Here is a 14,515-nt window from a genome sequence, read left to right on the forward strand (position 1 = left end):
GATCTCACGGAACCTTGCGCAGAAGCGCGAGCAGGACAGGAACGCCCATGAGGGCGGTGACGACGCCGATCGGCACTTCTTCCGGACCGCCGGCCACCCGGCCGATCAGGTCTCCCAGCGTGACGATGACGGCGCCGAGGACGATGGTGAGCGGCAGCACAAGCGGGAAATGCCGGCCCGCGAGAAAGCGCGCCAGATGCGGGACGATCAGCCCGACGAAGACGACGGGGCCAACCGCGCCGACGGCGCTTGCGGCAAGGGCGCAGGAGACGAGCAGGACGACGGAGAACTGCCATCTGTAGGAAAGCCCGAAGGAGCGGGCGACGGCGGCGTCGAACCGCAGCAGGAAAAGCGGCCGGTAGATCAGCGGAAGCATCGCAAGGCCCGCGAGCGTGAAGGGCAGCAGGAAAAGCGCGTGGTCCCAGGTGCGGGCATAGAGGCTGCCGGAGAGCCATTCGAGAATGATCTCGATGCGCGCCGAGCCCCAGCCCGCGATGAGCCCGATGGCGATGGCATGCAGCACCGCCCCGATGGCGATGCCGCAGAGCGTGATCCGAAGCGGGCTGAGGCCGAGCCGGAAGGCGAGGATATAGATGATACCGCCCGAGACCATGCCGCCGAGCATTCCCATGGGCGGAAGCCAGGCGATCGGCAATTCGTTGACCGAATAGGAATCGGGATGGGCGAGGTAGACCGTGAACAGCAGGAACAGCGTCACCGTCAGCGTGGCGCCCTGCGAGACGCCCATGAGCGAGGGGTCGGCAAGCGGATTTCGCGTGATGGTCTGGAGAAGCAGGCCGGCAAGGGCGAACTGCATTCCGGCCAGGATGCCCGTCACGATGCGCGGCAGGCGGATGTCGAGGACGATGGAGCGCGCCTCCCGGAAGCCGCTGCCCGTCAGCGCCGACAGGACGTCGCGGGCGGGAAGATCGACGATGCCGAGGAAGATCGCGGCCACGAAGGACAGGAGGACGAGTCCTGCGGCCGCGGGCAGGATCCAGCGTCTCGGCCTGCCGATGGCGGGGACGTTCGTGCTCATGTGCCCTGCCCCTTGAAATCGAGCCGGCCGCGCTGGATGAGATAGACGAAGAGCGGCCCGCCGATGAGCGCGGTGACGATGCCGACCGGCAGTTCCTTCGGGATGGCGACGGTCCGTGCGATGAGATCGGCCACCGTCACGATCAGCGCTCCGATGGCGGCGGCAAGGCCGATCTCCCAGACCGTGCCGCGCGGCCTGAGCAGCCGTGCGATATGCGGCGCGGCAAGGCCGACAAAGGCGACGGGCCCGGCGACCGGGGCGACACCCGCGACGGGGCATACGCCGAGCAGGAGCAGAACGGGCTTCCAGACGGTGAGCTGCACGCCCATCGCCGCGGCGGAGTGATCGTCGAGGGCAAACATCGCGATGACCCGATGGCAAACCAGGGCGCCGAGCACGCCGACCAGCACCCATGGCAGCATCTGCGACAGGTTCATCCATGTGCGCCCGGCAAAGCCCCCGGCCAGCCAGAACAGCAGCGCGGTCGACTGCGGCCCGGCGAACAGCAGGACATAGATCGTGATGGCGCCGAGAAAGAGCGAGACGCTGACGCCGCCGAGCGCCAGATGCAGCGGATGGCCGTTGCCGCCCCGCGCCACCCAGAACGTCACCGCCGCCGCCGCAAGCCCGCCGACAAGGCCGACGAGCGGATAGTAAAGCCCGGAAACCCAGGGCAGGAAGACGAAGCAGGTGACGATGGGCGCGATGGCGCCGGCGGTGACGCCCGTGATGCCGGGATCGGCGAGCGGATTTCGCGTCAGGGACTGGAGGAGATAGCCCGACACGGCAAGGCCCGCGCCCGCCGTCGCGGCGGCAAGGCTCCGTGGCAGCCTGAGAGTCCAGACGAGGATCGATTCGATCTTGCCGTCCGGGTTGAAGAGCGCCCGCAGGACCGCGTCGAACGACAGCATCCGCGCGCCGGGCATCAGCCCGGCGGCGATGACGAGAAGGGTCGTGGCGAAGACAAGGCCGATGGCTATCGAGGATTTCCGTGCGTCCATCGTCGTCGCGGCCAACCGCCTATTTCTGGAGTTCGGCCGGGATGAGCCTGGCCGCTTCCGCCTTCACATCGACCTTGGGGAAAACATCCGGATAGAGATAATGGGCCGCCTCACGCAGGACGATCTCGCGGGCGATGGGACCGTTGGTTTCCACCCACTGGTCGCCGACATAGAAGACCCGGTCGTTCTTGACCGCCGTGAGCTCCTTCCAGATCGGATTGTTCTCGTGCGGACGATCCGGGCCGTAGTCATAGATGAAGAGGACTTCCGGGTCCTTTTCGAGCATGGTTTCGAGGCTGAGATCGACCCCGAATTCGCCGCCCGGCGTCATGGCGCCGGCGATGTTCTCGCCGCCGATGGCGTTCACGATGGAGGCGGAGGTGTTTTCGTCGTGGAAGGCGAACGGCACCTCGCCGCCCCACATGATGGCGTAGCGCGGATGCTTGTCCTTCGGCGCCTTGGCCGCGACCTCGGCGAGATGCGCGCGGAAATCCCTGTTCAGCGCGACGCCGTGCTCGGGCTGGCCGAGGATCTTCGCCAGCGCCTCGATTTCCTTGTCGCTGCCGTCGAGCAGTTCCATGTTCCAGGCAACATAGGGGGCGATCTTTTCAAGCTGCGGCGCGTTGCCGACGGTGTAGCGGCGGATCGCGACGATGAGGTCCGGCTTCGCTTCCGAGAGGAGTTCGAGGTTCGGCTTCGCCCGCTGGCCGACCTGCACCATGTCGCCGGTGAGACCGAGCAGGAATTCCGGCGGGCGGCCAGCCACCATGTAGGTGCTGGCCACGGGCTTGATGCCGAGCGCCAGCGCCACGTCGTCGGCGAAGAAGGAGATCGAGGCGATGCGCTTCGGATGGGCGGGGATCTCGACCTCGACGCCGCGGTCGTCGGTCACTTTCTGCGTTGCGTCCCCGGCATGCGCCGCGCTCATGTCCGCGACGAGGCAGGCGGCAAGGAAACCGGACAGAAGGGCACGCCTGCTCGACACGGCAAAAGTGGACAACATGGTTCTCTCCCTCAAGGTGATCAATGACGACAGCGGCAAACGGCAGGTTGCGCAGAATGCATGCCCCGGCCCGGCAGGAACTCCGGTGCATTCCGACCGCGCCGATCACGAATATCGGTCTTCAAGACGGGGTTCCCGCATCATTCTTGTCGTTTCGATGGAATGTGGATAGATATAGTCAACTTATTTGCAACCGAAAGATTCTCACGCGGGCATGAGAAATCCTCAATCCAGCCGGGCCAAATTGCCGCCGCTTGCGACGCTGCCCGCTTTCTCGATCGCGGCGCGGACCGGTAGCCTGACGCTGGCAGCGCGCGAGCTGCACCTGACGCCGGGGGCGATCAGCCGGCAGGTCAAATCGCTGGAGGATGCGCTCGGCGTCCAGCTCTTCCATCGCGGGCATAACGCGATCGCGCTCACCGATGCCGGCCGGCAATACCTGACCCATGTGAATGCGGCGCTCGCCACGCTCGAAAACGGCACGCGCGCCCTCCTGCCGGATCGGGTGCGGCTCGTGATCCAGGCGCCGATCACGCTGGCGCGGCGGTGGCTCATCCCGAGGCTCGGCACCTATCGCCAGGCAAACCCCGATGTCGATCTCAACATCCAGTCGCTTGCGCTGGGCCCCGGCGACGTTCCCGACGTGACGATCAGCTATAACAGGGGTTCGGAGGAAAGCCGGTTCCCCTCGGCCTTCCTGCTCGACCGGACCGTCGCCGTCTGTTCCCCGCTCCTCATCAGCGGCGCGGCGAAGGCATTGAGCCCGGCTGCGCTGCTCGACCTGCCGATCCTGCTCGACACCGCCGACGCATGGTCATGGCGGCGCTGGTGCGGGGCGGCCGACATTCCGTTCCAGCCGCGCGGCGGCAGCATCGCCTTCGACACCGACGAAGCCTCCATCGATGCCTGCATGACCGGCCTCGGCATCGGCCAGGCCAGCCCTGCCCTGATCGAGCGGGAGCTGCGCGAGGGGCAGCTCATCCTGCTCTGCCCGGCGATCGATCCCATCGTCGGGGCCTACGAGATCGCCGGCGCGCCGCCGAACGGGCGGGCGGCCGGTTTCACGCAATGGCTGCAGACATGGCGGGCGAGCGGAGATCCTCCATTGCCGTGAATGCCGAACCGGCGTCAGCCATCGTCGCGATCGAACTTGTCGTCGTCCGTCTTGCCCTTCCGCCAGTAGGCGACGGCGAAGTGCTCCGTCTTCTTCAATCCACGTTCCTTGCGCAGATGCGCGCGGATCGCCTTGAAACCGTCGAGTTCGCAGGCGATCCATGCAAAGACGGAGGCCCCATCATCGGGAAAGGCGGTCTCACGCACCGCGTCGGCGAGGAGCGTGGTCGCGCCCGCTTCGGCGCCGTTGCGATGCAGCCAGCGGATAGTGATGCCGGCCTTGGCCTCGATCCTCTGCTCCTCGGCATTGTCCGCGACCTCGATCAGGGCGATGCCCCGCGCCTGCGGTGGAAGCGCCTCGAGGATGCGGGCGATGGCCGGCAGCGCCGTCTCGTCCCCGACGAGCAGATACCAGTCGGCTCTAGGCGGCATGCCGCCGCCGCCGGGACCGAGCAACCCGACCATGTCGCCGGGCTTCGCGCGCAGCGCAAAGGCCGATCCGGGCCCGGTATCCTCATGCACGACGAAATCGATATCGAGCGTTCCGGCCGCCGCATCGTATCGCCGGATCGTATAGCGGCGCATCGCGGGACGGCCCGGCCCGGCATGCCACTGAATGAGCCCGTCCTTGCCGACGGTCGGCCAGACGGGGTCGTGGCCTTCCGGCGGGATGACGAGCCCGACATGGATGTTGTCGTCGCCCGCATAGCGCGCCAGGTCGCCACCGGAAAACGTGACGCGGCGCATATGCGGCGTCACGTCCCGGACCGCGGTCACGCGGGCGAGGCGGAAGTTCGGCGGGGTGACTAGGTCGCTGCCGGCCCCGCTCCAGACGATCTCGGGCTCCGCCTCCCCGGCGAATTCCTTGATGTGGCCCGCAAGGACCAATCGCAGGAAATAGAGTTCGTTGATGTCCTTAGCCTCGGCACGAAGCGTCAGCGCATCGGACTGCACCTGCAAGGTCCCGACGCCGAAATCGAACGTCACCGTATGGGTATCCCCATTCACGGCGATGCGGGCGTCGTGTTCCAGGAAGTGCTCGCAGACATCCCGGACGACCGATACGGCATCGGGAAGCTGGGTGCGGGCCTCGGCAATAAGAAGCGTCATGAAATCATTATCCAGTGGGTTGAAGTTGTATCACGTCTCTTCCGACACCGGGCCGCGCACCAATCCGAAGACGGCGATCAGCGCGAGCGCGCCCAGCCCGTAGAACAGGAGCCAGCCGAGATGGGCGATGAACTGCGCGGCCGCGATCATGACGATCGTGCTGGCGAGGCGGCCGATGCCGTAGAAGACGGCATAGTCCGTCGCCGGCTGCCGGCCGACCGCCCATCCGAGTATCCGGGCGGTCAGCGCGACATAGATGCCGCTGACGGCCGCGCCGGCAAGGATGGTCCCGGTGATGGCGGCCGCCGGAGAGACAGCGCGGAAGCCCGCCGCCATGGCCGCAAGGGCGAGCAGGCCGAGCGCCGTGAAGGCGACCAGCGCTCCGGCAAGCCCCATCCGGTGCATGAGCGGCATCGATGCCAGCGCCGTGACGAACATCGCCACCGGCCCCATCGTGCCGACGACCCAGCCGATCGTCTCGACCGGCAGGCCGAGATCGACGAGCATCAGGCGGTTGAGGCCGGACAGCGGAAAGATCACGCAGCATGCGAATGTCAGCAGGATAAGGCGTTTGCGCTGCTGCGGCTCGGCCAGAATCCTTGTCAGGCTGGCCTTGCCGGAGGATGCGGCCCCCTCGCCGCGTGACGGAAGCGCTCTCTCCGCCGGGATCAGCGACAAGACCGGCAGGGCCAGGAGCAGGAGGCCCGCCGCAAGGCAAAGGAAGATGGGCCGCCAGCCTATGCTCTGGAACAGCGCCACGAAGGCGCCGGTCCCGATCATCGCGCCGATGGAGAGCGCCGCCAGCTTCGCCGCCGCCGCATTCGGCCGCCAGGACGGCTCGACCAGATCGACCGCCAGCCCGTCGAGCGCAATATCCATCGTGGCCATGGCACAGGCGACAAGAAAGCCGAGCGCGAAGAGCAAGGCGATGGGCGCGCCCTCCATGAAGGCGACGGCGCCCACGACAAGCGCGGCGAGGATCTGCAGCGGCACGATCCAGCCGATACGCGGCGTGAGCACGGGCGGCTTCCACCGGTCGACGAGCGGCGACCAGAGGAAGGCGACACCGAACGGCAGGTAGAGCGCGAAGAGCCAGCCCGCCGACCCTATGCTCATGCCCGCGGCGCGCATGACGGTGGGAAAACCGCCCTGGATGACGCCCATCGTCATGCCGAAGCCGACATAGAGGGCACTCAGCCCCGCAAGGGTGAAGACCTGCCCCCTGTCTGCCGTGCCGGGCTGCGGACGGGCGACCGTGTCGCCGGATACCGGTTCCGAAGACATGGCCATCACCAGCGGTACTTGAGGCTTCCGTACACCGCACGGCCGTTGCCATAGTTACAGAAGTTGTGGGAAAGGCAGGTCACATAGGTCCTGTCGAACAGGTTGCTGACATTGAGCTGCGCCGTGAGACCCTTCATCTCCGGCGTCTTCGCGCCGAAGTCATAGGTGAGCGCCGCGTCGAAGACCGTATATCCGGGCACATCGAGGCGCGTGGCGCCGGAGGTGAAGGCGTTCGGGGAATATCCGCCGACCGTCTTGCCGACATACCGGACCCCGCCGCCGATCTTGAGGCCCTCCAGCGCACCGCTGTCGAACGTATAGTCGCCCCACAGGGACGCGGTCATATCGGGGACGCCGATGGGATAGTCGCCGACATCGACGCCCAGCCCCTTCACGATCTCGGCCTTGGTGTAGGTGAACGCACCCGTCAGGTTGATGTTGTCGGTGACCGCGACCCTCGCCTCGAATTCGAGACCGCGCGAGCGCTGCTCGCCGGTCTGGTATCGCGTCATCGGGTTGAGCGCGGTCACGACGTCGTGCTGGGTGATGTCGAAATAGGCGAGCGTGAAGAGGCCGTCGAAGGCCGTCGGCTGATACTTGACCCCAACTTCGAACTGCTCCGCCTTCGACGGATCGAAGGCTTTCCCGCCCGCATCCGTACCGCTTACGGGCAGGAACGAGGTGGAATAGCTCGCATAGGGCGCGACGCCGTTGTCGAAATTGTAGATCAGGCCCGCCTTTCCGCTGAACGCGCCGTCATCCTGCGTCTGGCGCTGACCATTCAGATGATTGTCCGTCACCATTCGAATGGCGTCGTAGCGGCCGCCGAGAACCATGGTCCAGTTGTCGAGGACGATCTGGTCCTGCACATAGAAGCCGGACTGGCGGATGGACTGCTCCTGGTTCGTGATGCGGGGCAGCACGAGATTGGTCGCGGACCCATAGACCGGATTGAGGAAATCGATGGGAGGCGCCGCGCCATAGTCCCGGATCTGGCGCCAGTCCGAATATTGATAGTCGAAGCCGAAGAGGGCCGTGTGCTGGAAGCGACCGGTATCGAACTCGCCCTGCAATTGCAGGTCGGACGTGACGCCGCGGATCCCCTCGTCCTGGTCGAGAGCGTAGCGGTTGATCGTATGCCCGTCGGCCGCCATGCCGCTTGTCGTGACGTCCTGCGTCACGGTGGAGAGATCGAGGTAACGCAGGTTGTGGCGGACCGTCCATGTATCGTTGAAGCGATGCTCGAAATTGTAGCCAAGCATCGTCTGCTCACGGTCGAATTCATGATGCGCCGGGTCTCCGTCGTTGAAGGAGCGCGGTATCCGGCCAGCCGGGCTCGCCCAGAGCGTGCCGACGGTGGGCAGGACGCCGTAGTAGCCGCCCTCCGGGTCGTGCTGGTAGCTGCCGGTCACCGTCAGCGTCGTATCCGCGTCCGGCGACCAGGTGAGCGAGGGAGCGATATAGTGCCGTTCCTCCTCCGTGTTGATCACCTGCGTATCGGACATCCGGCCGAGCCCGACGATGCGGTAGAGCAACGAGCCGTCGTCATCGATCGGCCCGGAGAAATCGAAGGCGGCCTGCACGCGGTCGTGGCTGCCGAACAGCAGCTCGACTTCGCGCTGCGGGTCGGCGGTCGGCCGCTTCGAGACCGAATTGATCAGGCCGCCGGACATGCTGCCGCCATAGAGCGTGGAGGACGGCCCCTTCAGGAACTCGATCCGCTCGACGCCATAGGTCTCGATCTGCGGGAAGGCGTAGCCGCCGCCCCGCAGCATGCGCAGGCCATCGAGAAATTGCACCGGATCCGTCGGCGAGCCGAAGCCGCGGATATAGGGAATGTCATAGCGGGTGGCGGAGCCGCGCACCTCGGCGGCGACCCCGGCGGAATAGCGCAGCGCCTGCGCGAGGCTCTGCGCGCCCTGCGCCTCGGCCTGATCCCGCGTCACGATGCTGATGGATTGCGGCGTCTGGATGAGAGGGGTGTCGGTCTTGGTGCCCGTGGCGCTCCGCTTGGCCACATAGCCATCCACCGGCCCCCATGCATTCTCTCCCTGAACCGTGATCGGTTCGAGGGCCGTCGAACCGTCGGCAGCGCCGCCTCCGATGCCCGCCGCCGGCGCGGAAATCGCGACCGTGGTCGCATTGGGGAACGAATAGACGAGGCCCGAGCCGGCAAGGATGCGGGAGAGAGCCTGCTCTCGGCTCGCGGAACCGGAAAAGCCGGGCGACGTCTTTCCGGCCGCGGTCGAGGCAAGATAGGTGACCTGCAGGCCGGCCTGCCGTCCGAACGCCGTCAGCGCGTTGCCAAGCGAGCCGGCGGGGATGGAAAAATCGGTCTGCGTCTGGGCCGCCGCGTCACGATGCGTCGCGGCAAGGCCGATGCCCATGGCGGAGGTCATCAGCAAGGCGGCCAATACCCTGCCGCGCCGTGTCCCTGTCGATATGCTGCCGCAACGTCCATACCCCATGATCTGCCCACTCCGTCGATCGAATTTCACTTGGGGGACAGGCGCCGTGCGCATGAGGTTCTGACTGTCCCTATAGGGGATACAATCGGGGCAGCGAAATTTTCACTCTTTCACTCAAGTTTTTTGGAAAGGCGTCAGATCGGCGAGATGACGGTCATGAGTGAGCTCACCTGGCGCACGCGGCCGCCGGCCGGATGCACGACGGCCTGAAGGGCGCGCAGCGGGTCGTTCAGGTCGAAAACGCCGCTGACGCGCTGCCGGCCGATGGAAGGATCGGCGATGACAACGCGCCCCGGCACCCACCGGCCGATGCGCGCCACCAAGGCGGAAACCGCCTCCTTGTCCGCGATGATGAGATTGTCGCGCCACGAGGCGATCTGGCCGCTCTCGCGCCTGCCGCGGTCTATTCCGCCGGAGGACGGATCGAAGGTGAGCCACTGGCCGTCGCCGAGCTTTTCGCCGCCTGCGAGGGCCGGATCGGCCAGCCGCACGTCGACAAGGCCATGATCGACGGAGACCGTCAGGATCCCGCCATCGTCCGATACGTCGAAGGCCGTCCCGAGCGCGGTCGCGCTCAGGCTGCCCGAGAGAACCGAGAAGGGCCGGCCGGCATCGCTCGCCACCTCGAAGAACGACATGCCGGCGAGGAGCCCGACCGTCCGGCGGTCCTCCCGATAATCGAGGGCGATGGCGCTTTCCGGCCCGAGCGTCGCGACGCTGCCATCCGGCAGCTCGATGCGCCGCTTCTCGCCCTTGGCCGTCATGTGGTCGGCGCGCGCCTGCAGGATGATCTGCGGCCCGAAGGCATAGGCGGCAAGTCCGGTTCCCAGAACCGTGAAGCCGCCGAGCATGAGGTTGCGCCGGGTCAGACCGAGGCTTTGCCGCCGCTCCCTGCGGCGCTCCTCGCTCAGGATCCTGCCGGACGCGCCGTGAACCTTCGATACGCGCGCCCAGACCTGCTCGTGCTGCGGGCTGCGCAGGCGCCAGGCGCGGATCATCTCGGCCGCCACCGGATTTTCAGGATCGTTCTGCTGCCGGATGAGCAAGTCGATCGCCTCGTCCAGTAGCCTGTCCTGATCTGGCGTCGTGCCGTTCATTCCTGTTCCTTCGGCATGGCGGTGACCGCGGCGGTCAGCGAATCTCGCCTGCCCTATTCCATAATACAAACGAGCGGCCGGAATTTTCCTCCCGCGGAAAACAATTCAGAAGTCGCCGACGCGGCCCACCAGATGGCGATAGGCATCGCGGATCAGGGTCCATGCCCGTGTCGTCGATATTTCCAGCTCCTCGGCGACTTCGGCAAGGGTCCGCTCGCCGAGACGGTGCATCTCGAATGCCCGCCTCGTGCGCTCCGGCAATTCGTTGAGCGCCGCATAGGTCTGGACGAGGCATTGCCGCGAATAGACGATCTTCTCGGGAGAGGGCGACGGATCGGCAACGCTCAGCGCCTCCTCGTCATCGAGCCCGACCGTCTCGATCAACGCCTGGCGACGCCGGTGGTTGATGCCGAGCGTGCGCGACACCTGGTACAGATAGGCCGCCGGATTGTGATTTTGCGCATCGTTCGCCGGCGGGGTGGCGATCACCCGGAGAAACGTATCCTGCGTTATATCCGCGGCCGTTTCCTCCTCCATTCCCCTGCGGGCGAGGGATCTGGCGATCGCCTTGGCGTGGCGCCGGAAAAGAGCTTGTATATCCCAGGTCATCGTCAGTCAGCCTGCCTTCGCTATCGGAACCTACGAACAGTGCCGGCACAGGCGGCCGGGCCGGCCGTTGACAACCACGGCGAAGACGGAGATTCGGAACGGTTCAATCAGGATACGCACGATCGGGAGCTCTTCCATGGCAGGGAACGCCATGCCTTTGGCCAGTGTTTTAGAAGCAAAAGAAATTCGGGCGCAAGCGCATCCGGCAAGAGGCATCCGATAGCGCTACCGGGCGTTTCGGCTCCAACGGTAAACTTGCCGACAAAAATCATGTTTTTCCGCCACATAGCCGGCCCGCCCTCTTTTCCAGCTCTCCTTGCGGCATCATGAATTCAGGCCAATGTTGCAGCCTTGCAACGTCCGCCGGCTCGCAACGCGCATGGGAATTAGGTTCCCGATCCGGCCGCCTACCCTTCCGATCATAAAAATTGACTTAATTACTCAAGTTAACATATGGTCCGGTCTCACCGCGAGGCGGAGCCTGTTTGAATGACCCTGGAAAACCTGATCCCACCGGGCGGCATGACGCCGAACGATCTCGTTCGGCTCGGCGCCGAGTTTGCGCTCGGGGTCGAACCGGTCGAAGTGGCGCCGCAGGTTCTGGACACGCCGATCTATACGGGGCGCCTGCTCGCGCATGAGATACAGCCGGGCCTGATGCTCAGTGCCGGCGACGTGACCTATATCTGCGACCAGGGCTTCGCGGTCGAGATGGAGCCGGCCCTCGTCTGCGGCATCATGCTTTCCGGCCAGCCCGTGCGGACCGAGGTCGAGGGCTATGGCAGCTTCGTTCGCTTCCCCCATCAGGTCAATCTCATGGGCTTCGACCGCCCCATCCGCTACACGACGCCGCTGGAGCGCGGGCGCAACTTCCGCACCGCCGGCTTCGTGCTCCAGCCCGCCTTCTTCGAACGCTTCGCGGAAGATATCGACGACGACGGCGTCAGCGCATTGCGCGAGCTCACGACGGGCGGTTTCCGCACGGCGACCATCACCCATTCGCCGCGCATCGGCGAGATCGCGCGGCTCTGCCTCGAACATCCCTATGGCGGCCAGCTCGGCAGGCTGTTCCTCGAAAGCAACGCGCTCGCCTATGTCATCGAGGTGGCGCAGGCGCTGAAGGACGAGCGGCGCCTCGTCGCGCTTCTCGGCAGGCGCGAATACGATCGGGTGGTCCATGCCCGCGAAATCCTCGACGGCGACCTCGTCAACACACCGACCACGCTGGAGCTCGCCCGGCGCGTCGGCATCAACGTCACCACCCTGCAGGCCAATTTCAAGGCGGTCTTCGGCCGCACCATCTTCGCCCATGTGCGCGAGCAGCGGCTGATGATGGCGAAGATACTGCTGCAGGAATACCGGCTTTCGGTGGCCGAGGCCGGACGCCGCGTCGGCTTTTCCCGCCCCTCCGCCTTCAGCGCCGCCTATCGCAGGCATTACGGCCACCCGCCGCGCTCGGAACGCCGCCAGTCCACGGGAATGCGGCCGGGCTGACGGCGCCGCGAACTATTGCGTTTCGCGAATGTTTGCCTGCGTCGCGCGAAAGTCGAGTTATATCCTCAAGAATACCTGACCCGCTATTTGTGACGCTCATCATGACTCGGGGGCAAGGCATATGAACACCATCTCGCGCGCACGGCTGATCTCCACCACGGCGCTCGCGGCTCTTGGCATCGCGGTGGCGGCGGGCGAACCGGCCGCCGCCCAGGAGGCAGAGGAAACGACGACGCTCGAAGCGGTCGTCGTCACGGGCACCAAGCGCCCGCAGGACGACGCCTCCCTGCCCGTCGCAACGACGATCCTCGGCCCGGAAAACGTGAAACCCTCTTCGCTCGACCCGGTCGGCGACGTCGCCCGCCAGACGCCGGGCACGAATTTCATGGATTTCGGGCGCTTCGGCGAAAGCTACATGACCATGCGCGGTCTCTCGACGCTCGGCTCGGCGATGAACTCGCTCGACAGCGTGATCGGCCTTTCCGTCGACGGCGTCCCGACGACGCTCTCGGCGATCGGCGCCCCCTTCCTCGATGTCGAGCAGGTCGAGGTGCTGCGCGGCCCGCAGGGCACGACCTTCGGCCGCAACGCCTTCGCCGGCGCGATCAATGTGGTGAGCAAGCCCGCCGACGGGACGAAGGAAACCATCGTCAGCACCGAGATCGGTTCCGATGGCCATGCCTTCATCGAGGGCACGACGGGTGGCTGGCTGATCGACGACCTCGTTGCCGGCCGCGCGACGCTGCGTTTCCAGAAGTTCGATGGCGACATTCCGAACCCGATCACCGGCAAGGACGAGGGCAGCGCGAAGCTCGGCGCGGCGCGCGGCACGCTGCGCATCACGCCAGACGATTCGTTCACCATCGATATCACCGGCGGCTTTTCCAGGGACACCCGGCACAACTCCGCCTTCCTCCTGCTGGAATCGCCCGACTTCCCGATCAGCGGCGCCGACACCACGCCGGTCAACCGCCAGCAGATCGCGCACGGCTCGATCAAGGTCACCAAGGAATTCGAACCCTTCATCCTGACCGCGACGACGAGCTACCAGGACATCAAGCTGCACAATACCGGCGACTTCACCGACGCCTTCATCTTCTCCAACGCCACCGGCCTGCCGCCGTCCTTCTTCAACGATCCCAATGCGCAGAAGGTGGTCTTCGACGACCACGAGCGCATCTTCAACCAGGAAGTCCGCCTCAACTCGCATGAAGACGCGGCCGTGCAATGGGTCGTCGGCGCGAACTATTTCAAATCGGACTTCACGACCCATCGCGTGCAGGATGTCGGCAGCTACTCGCCGACGCTGAACGGCACCTTCGACAACGCCATCGACAGCGAGACGATCGCGGCCTTCGCCGACGCGGCGGTGCCGCTCGACGAACGTTTCACCCTTTCGGGTGGCCTGCGCCTTGCCCATGACAGGCAGACGCTCGACGCCAACTATGTCTCCAACGGCTTTCCCGGCACCATCCCGGCCTTCGCGCAGGACAACGCCTTCAGCGACACCTACCTGACCGGCCGCATGGCGCTCTCCTACAAATGGAACGACCGCGCCATGAGCTATGCCTCCGTGGCGCGCGGCTATTCCTCCGGCGGCTTCGAGAAGACGACTGCCTATGCCGGCTTCGGCCTGCCCTCGACCCCTTTCCTGCCGGCGACGTCATGGACCTACGAGATCGGCACCAAGGCCGAGTTGACCGATGCCATCCGCGTCAGCGGCGCGATCTTCTACAATGACGTGAAGGACGGCCAGCTCACGGGCTTCGATCCGGGCACCTTGCTGCCCTTCATGACGAACCAGGCCTTCCAGAGCTACGGCGTGGAAGCGAACGTGACCGCCACGGTGGCCGAAGGGCTGGATTTCACGGTGGGCGGCGCGCTCATCAATTCCCGTCTCGTCGACGTCACGCCGCAATCGGCGCTCGCGGGGGCGCTGGAGGGCAACAAGGTGCCGCAGGTGCCCGGCTTTTCCGCCAATCTCGGCGTCACCTACCGCACGGAGGCCGATGCGCTCGGCTTTGCCGGCGAATTCTTCGTCGGCGCCAACTACCAATATGTCGGCACCCGCTATTCGGACATCCAGAACAGCGCGAAGATGGCGGCCTACCACATCGTCAATGCGGAACTCGGCTGGGAGAAAGACAACCTGAAGGTCTACGCCTTCGGACGAAACCTGCTCGACGAGCGCCCGCTCTCCTACGCCTTCACCTACGCGCCGGGAACGACGGCCGCCTATATCGGCCGCGGCCGCGTCATCGGCCTGGGGGCGACGATCAAGTGGTAGGCATCGCCCC

The 14,515-nt window shown here is 65.7% G+C and carries 11 protein-coding genes; 3 read left to right on the top strand and 8 right to left on the bottom strand.

Annotation, left to right across the window (positions count from 1 at the left end):
• Window positions 1–4 precede the first annotated feature (4 nt).
• From ACZ1A1_RS10540 to ACZ1A1_RS10550, 3 genes are read right to left on the bottom strand one after another with little or no spacing between them, the layout of a single operon-like run.
• On the bottom strand, window positions 5–1,039 hold the full coding sequence (locus ACZ1A1_RS10540) for a FecCD family ABC transporter permease (RefSeq protein WP_463619881.1): 1,035 nt from the start codon (window positions 1,037–1,039) through the stop codon (window positions 5–7).
• Complete coding sequence (locus ACZ1A1_RS10545; RefSeq protein WP_463620106.1) at window positions 1,036–2,040, bottom strand: FecCD family ABC transporter permease; 1,005 nt, start codon at window positions 2,038–2,040, stop codon at window positions 1,036–1,038. Before ACZ1A1_RS10545 ends, ACZ1A1_RS10540 begins: the two co-directional genes overlap by 4 nt.
• Before the next feature lie 19 nt (window positions 2,041–2,059).
• Window positions 2,060–3,043, bottom strand: a complete 984-nt coding sequence (locus tag ACZ1A1_RS10550) for an ABC transporter substrate-binding protein (RefSeq protein ID WP_463619882.1) — start codon at window positions 3,041–3,043, stop codon at window positions 2,060–2,062.
• A gap of 214 nt (window positions 3,044–3,257) precedes the next feature.
• Here ACZ1A1_RS10550 and ACZ1A1_RS10555 point away from each other — a divergent pair, with 214 nt between their 5' ends.
• The gene (locus ACZ1A1_RS10555; RefSeq protein ID WP_463619883.1) at window positions 3,258–4,157 is read left to right on the top strand and encodes a LysR family transcriptional regulator; all 900 of its coding nucleotides are present in this window, start codon (window positions 3,258–3,260) and stop codon (window positions 4,155–4,157) included.
• Window positions 4,158–4,171: 14 nt separating this feature from the next.
• Here ACZ1A1_RS10555 and ACZ1A1_RS10560 read toward each other — a convergent pair whose 3' ends face one another.
• The 5 genes from ACZ1A1_RS10560 to ACZ1A1_RS10580 all read right to left on the bottom strand — a co-directional run bounded on the left by ACZ1A1_RS10560 (window position 4,172) and on the right by ACZ1A1_RS10580 (window position 10,724).
• Entirely contained in the window at window positions 4,172–5,266 is a 1,095-nt protein-coding gene (locus ACZ1A1_RS10560) for a DUF2218 domain-containing protein (RefSeq protein ID WP_463619884.1), read from the bottom strand.
• A 30-nt stretch (window positions 5,267–5,296) separates the two neighbouring features.
• Window positions 5,297–6,550, bottom strand: coding sequence for an MFS transporter (locus tag ACZ1A1_RS10565; RefSeq protein ID WP_463619885.1), 1,254 nt, complete (start codon window positions 6,548–6,550; stop codon window positions 5,297–5,299).
• A gap of 5 nt (window positions 6,551–6,555) precedes the next feature.
• On the bottom strand, window positions 6,556–8,949 hold the full coding sequence (locus tag ACZ1A1_RS10570) for a TonB-dependent siderophore receptor (RefSeq protein WP_463620107.1): 2,394 nt from the start codon (window positions 8,947–8,949) through the stop codon (window positions 6,556–6,558).
• Between the two features lie 203 nt (window positions 8,950–9,152).
• A complete protein-coding gene (locus tag ACZ1A1_RS10575) occupies window positions 9,153–10,115 on the bottom strand; it encodes a FecR family protein (RefSeq protein ID WP_463619886.1) in 963 nt (320 codons plus the stop codon).
• A 105-nt stretch (window positions 10,116–10,220) separates the two neighbouring features.
• The gene (locus tag ACZ1A1_RS10580) at window positions 10,221–10,724 is read right to left on the bottom strand and encodes a sigma-70 family RNA polymerase sigma factor (RefSeq protein WP_463619887.1); all 504 of its coding nucleotides are present in this window, start codon (window positions 10,722–10,724) and stop codon (window positions 10,221–10,223) included.
• Between the two features lie 489 nt (window positions 10,725–11,213).
• Between ACZ1A1_RS10580 and ACZ1A1_RS10585 the strand changes: the two genes are divergently transcribed.
• Both ACZ1A1_RS10585 and ACZ1A1_RS10590 read left to right on the top strand, forming a co-directional pair.
• A complete protein-coding gene (locus tag ACZ1A1_RS10585) occupies window positions 11,214–12,218 on the top strand; it encodes a helix-turn-helix domain-containing protein (RefSeq protein ID WP_313192588.1) in 1,005 nt (334 codons plus the stop codon).
• Window positions 12,219–12,339: 121 nt separating this feature from the next.
• Window positions 12,340–14,505 (top strand): TonB-dependent receptor, encoded by a 2,166-nt coding sequence (locus ACZ1A1_RS10590; RefSeq protein WP_463619888.1) that lies wholly within the window; start codon window positions 12,340–12,342, stop codon window positions 14,503–14,505.
• Window positions 14,506–14,515: the final 10 nt, after the last annotated feature.

Source organism: Shinella sp. R2-11 (genome assembly GCF_055330205.1).

Coding starts and splice junctions, on each gene's coding strand:
- ACZ1A1_RS10540 (WP_463619881.1), bottom strand. CDS start 1,039: ATGAGCACGAACGTCCCCGCCATCGGCAGGCCGAGACGCTGGATCCTG.
- ACZ1A1_RS10545 (WP_463620106.1), bottom strand. CDS start 2,040: ATGGACGCACGGAAATCCTCGATAGCCATCGGCCTTGTCTTCGCCACG.
- ACZ1A1_RS10550 (WP_463619882.1), bottom strand. CDS start 3,043: ATGTTGTCCACTTTTGCCGTGTCGAGCAGGCGTGCCCTTCTGTCCGGT.
- ACZ1A1_RS10555 (WP_463619883.1), top strand. CDS start 3,258: ATGAGAAATCCTCAATCCAGCCGGGCCAAATTGCCGCCGCTTGCGACG.
- ACZ1A1_RS10560 (WP_463619884.1), bottom strand. CDS start 5,266: ATGACGCTTCTTATTGCCGAGGCCCGCACCCAGCTTCCCGATGCCGTA.
- ACZ1A1_RS10565 (WP_463619885.1), bottom strand. CDS start 6,550: ATGTCTTCGGAACCGGTATCCGGCGACACGGTCGCCCGTCCGCAGCCC.
- ACZ1A1_RS10570 (WP_463620107.1), bottom strand. CDS start 8,949: ATGACCTCCGCCATGGGCATCGGCCTTGCCGCGACGCATCGTGACGCG.
- ACZ1A1_RS10575 (WP_463619886.1), bottom strand. CDS start 10,115: ATGAACGGCACGACGCCAGATCAGGACAGGCTACTGGACGAGGCGATC.
- ACZ1A1_RS10580 (WP_463619887.1), bottom strand. CDS start 10,724: ATGACCTGGGATATACAAGCTCTTTTCCGGCGCCACGCCAAGGCGATC.
- ACZ1A1_RS10585 (WP_313192588.1), top strand. CDS start 11,214: ATGACCCTGGAAAACCTGATCCCACCGGGCGGCATGACGCCGAACGAT.
- ACZ1A1_RS10590 (WP_463619888.1), top strand. CDS start 12,340: ATGAACACCATCTCGCGCGCACGGCTGATCTCCACCACGGCGCTCGCG.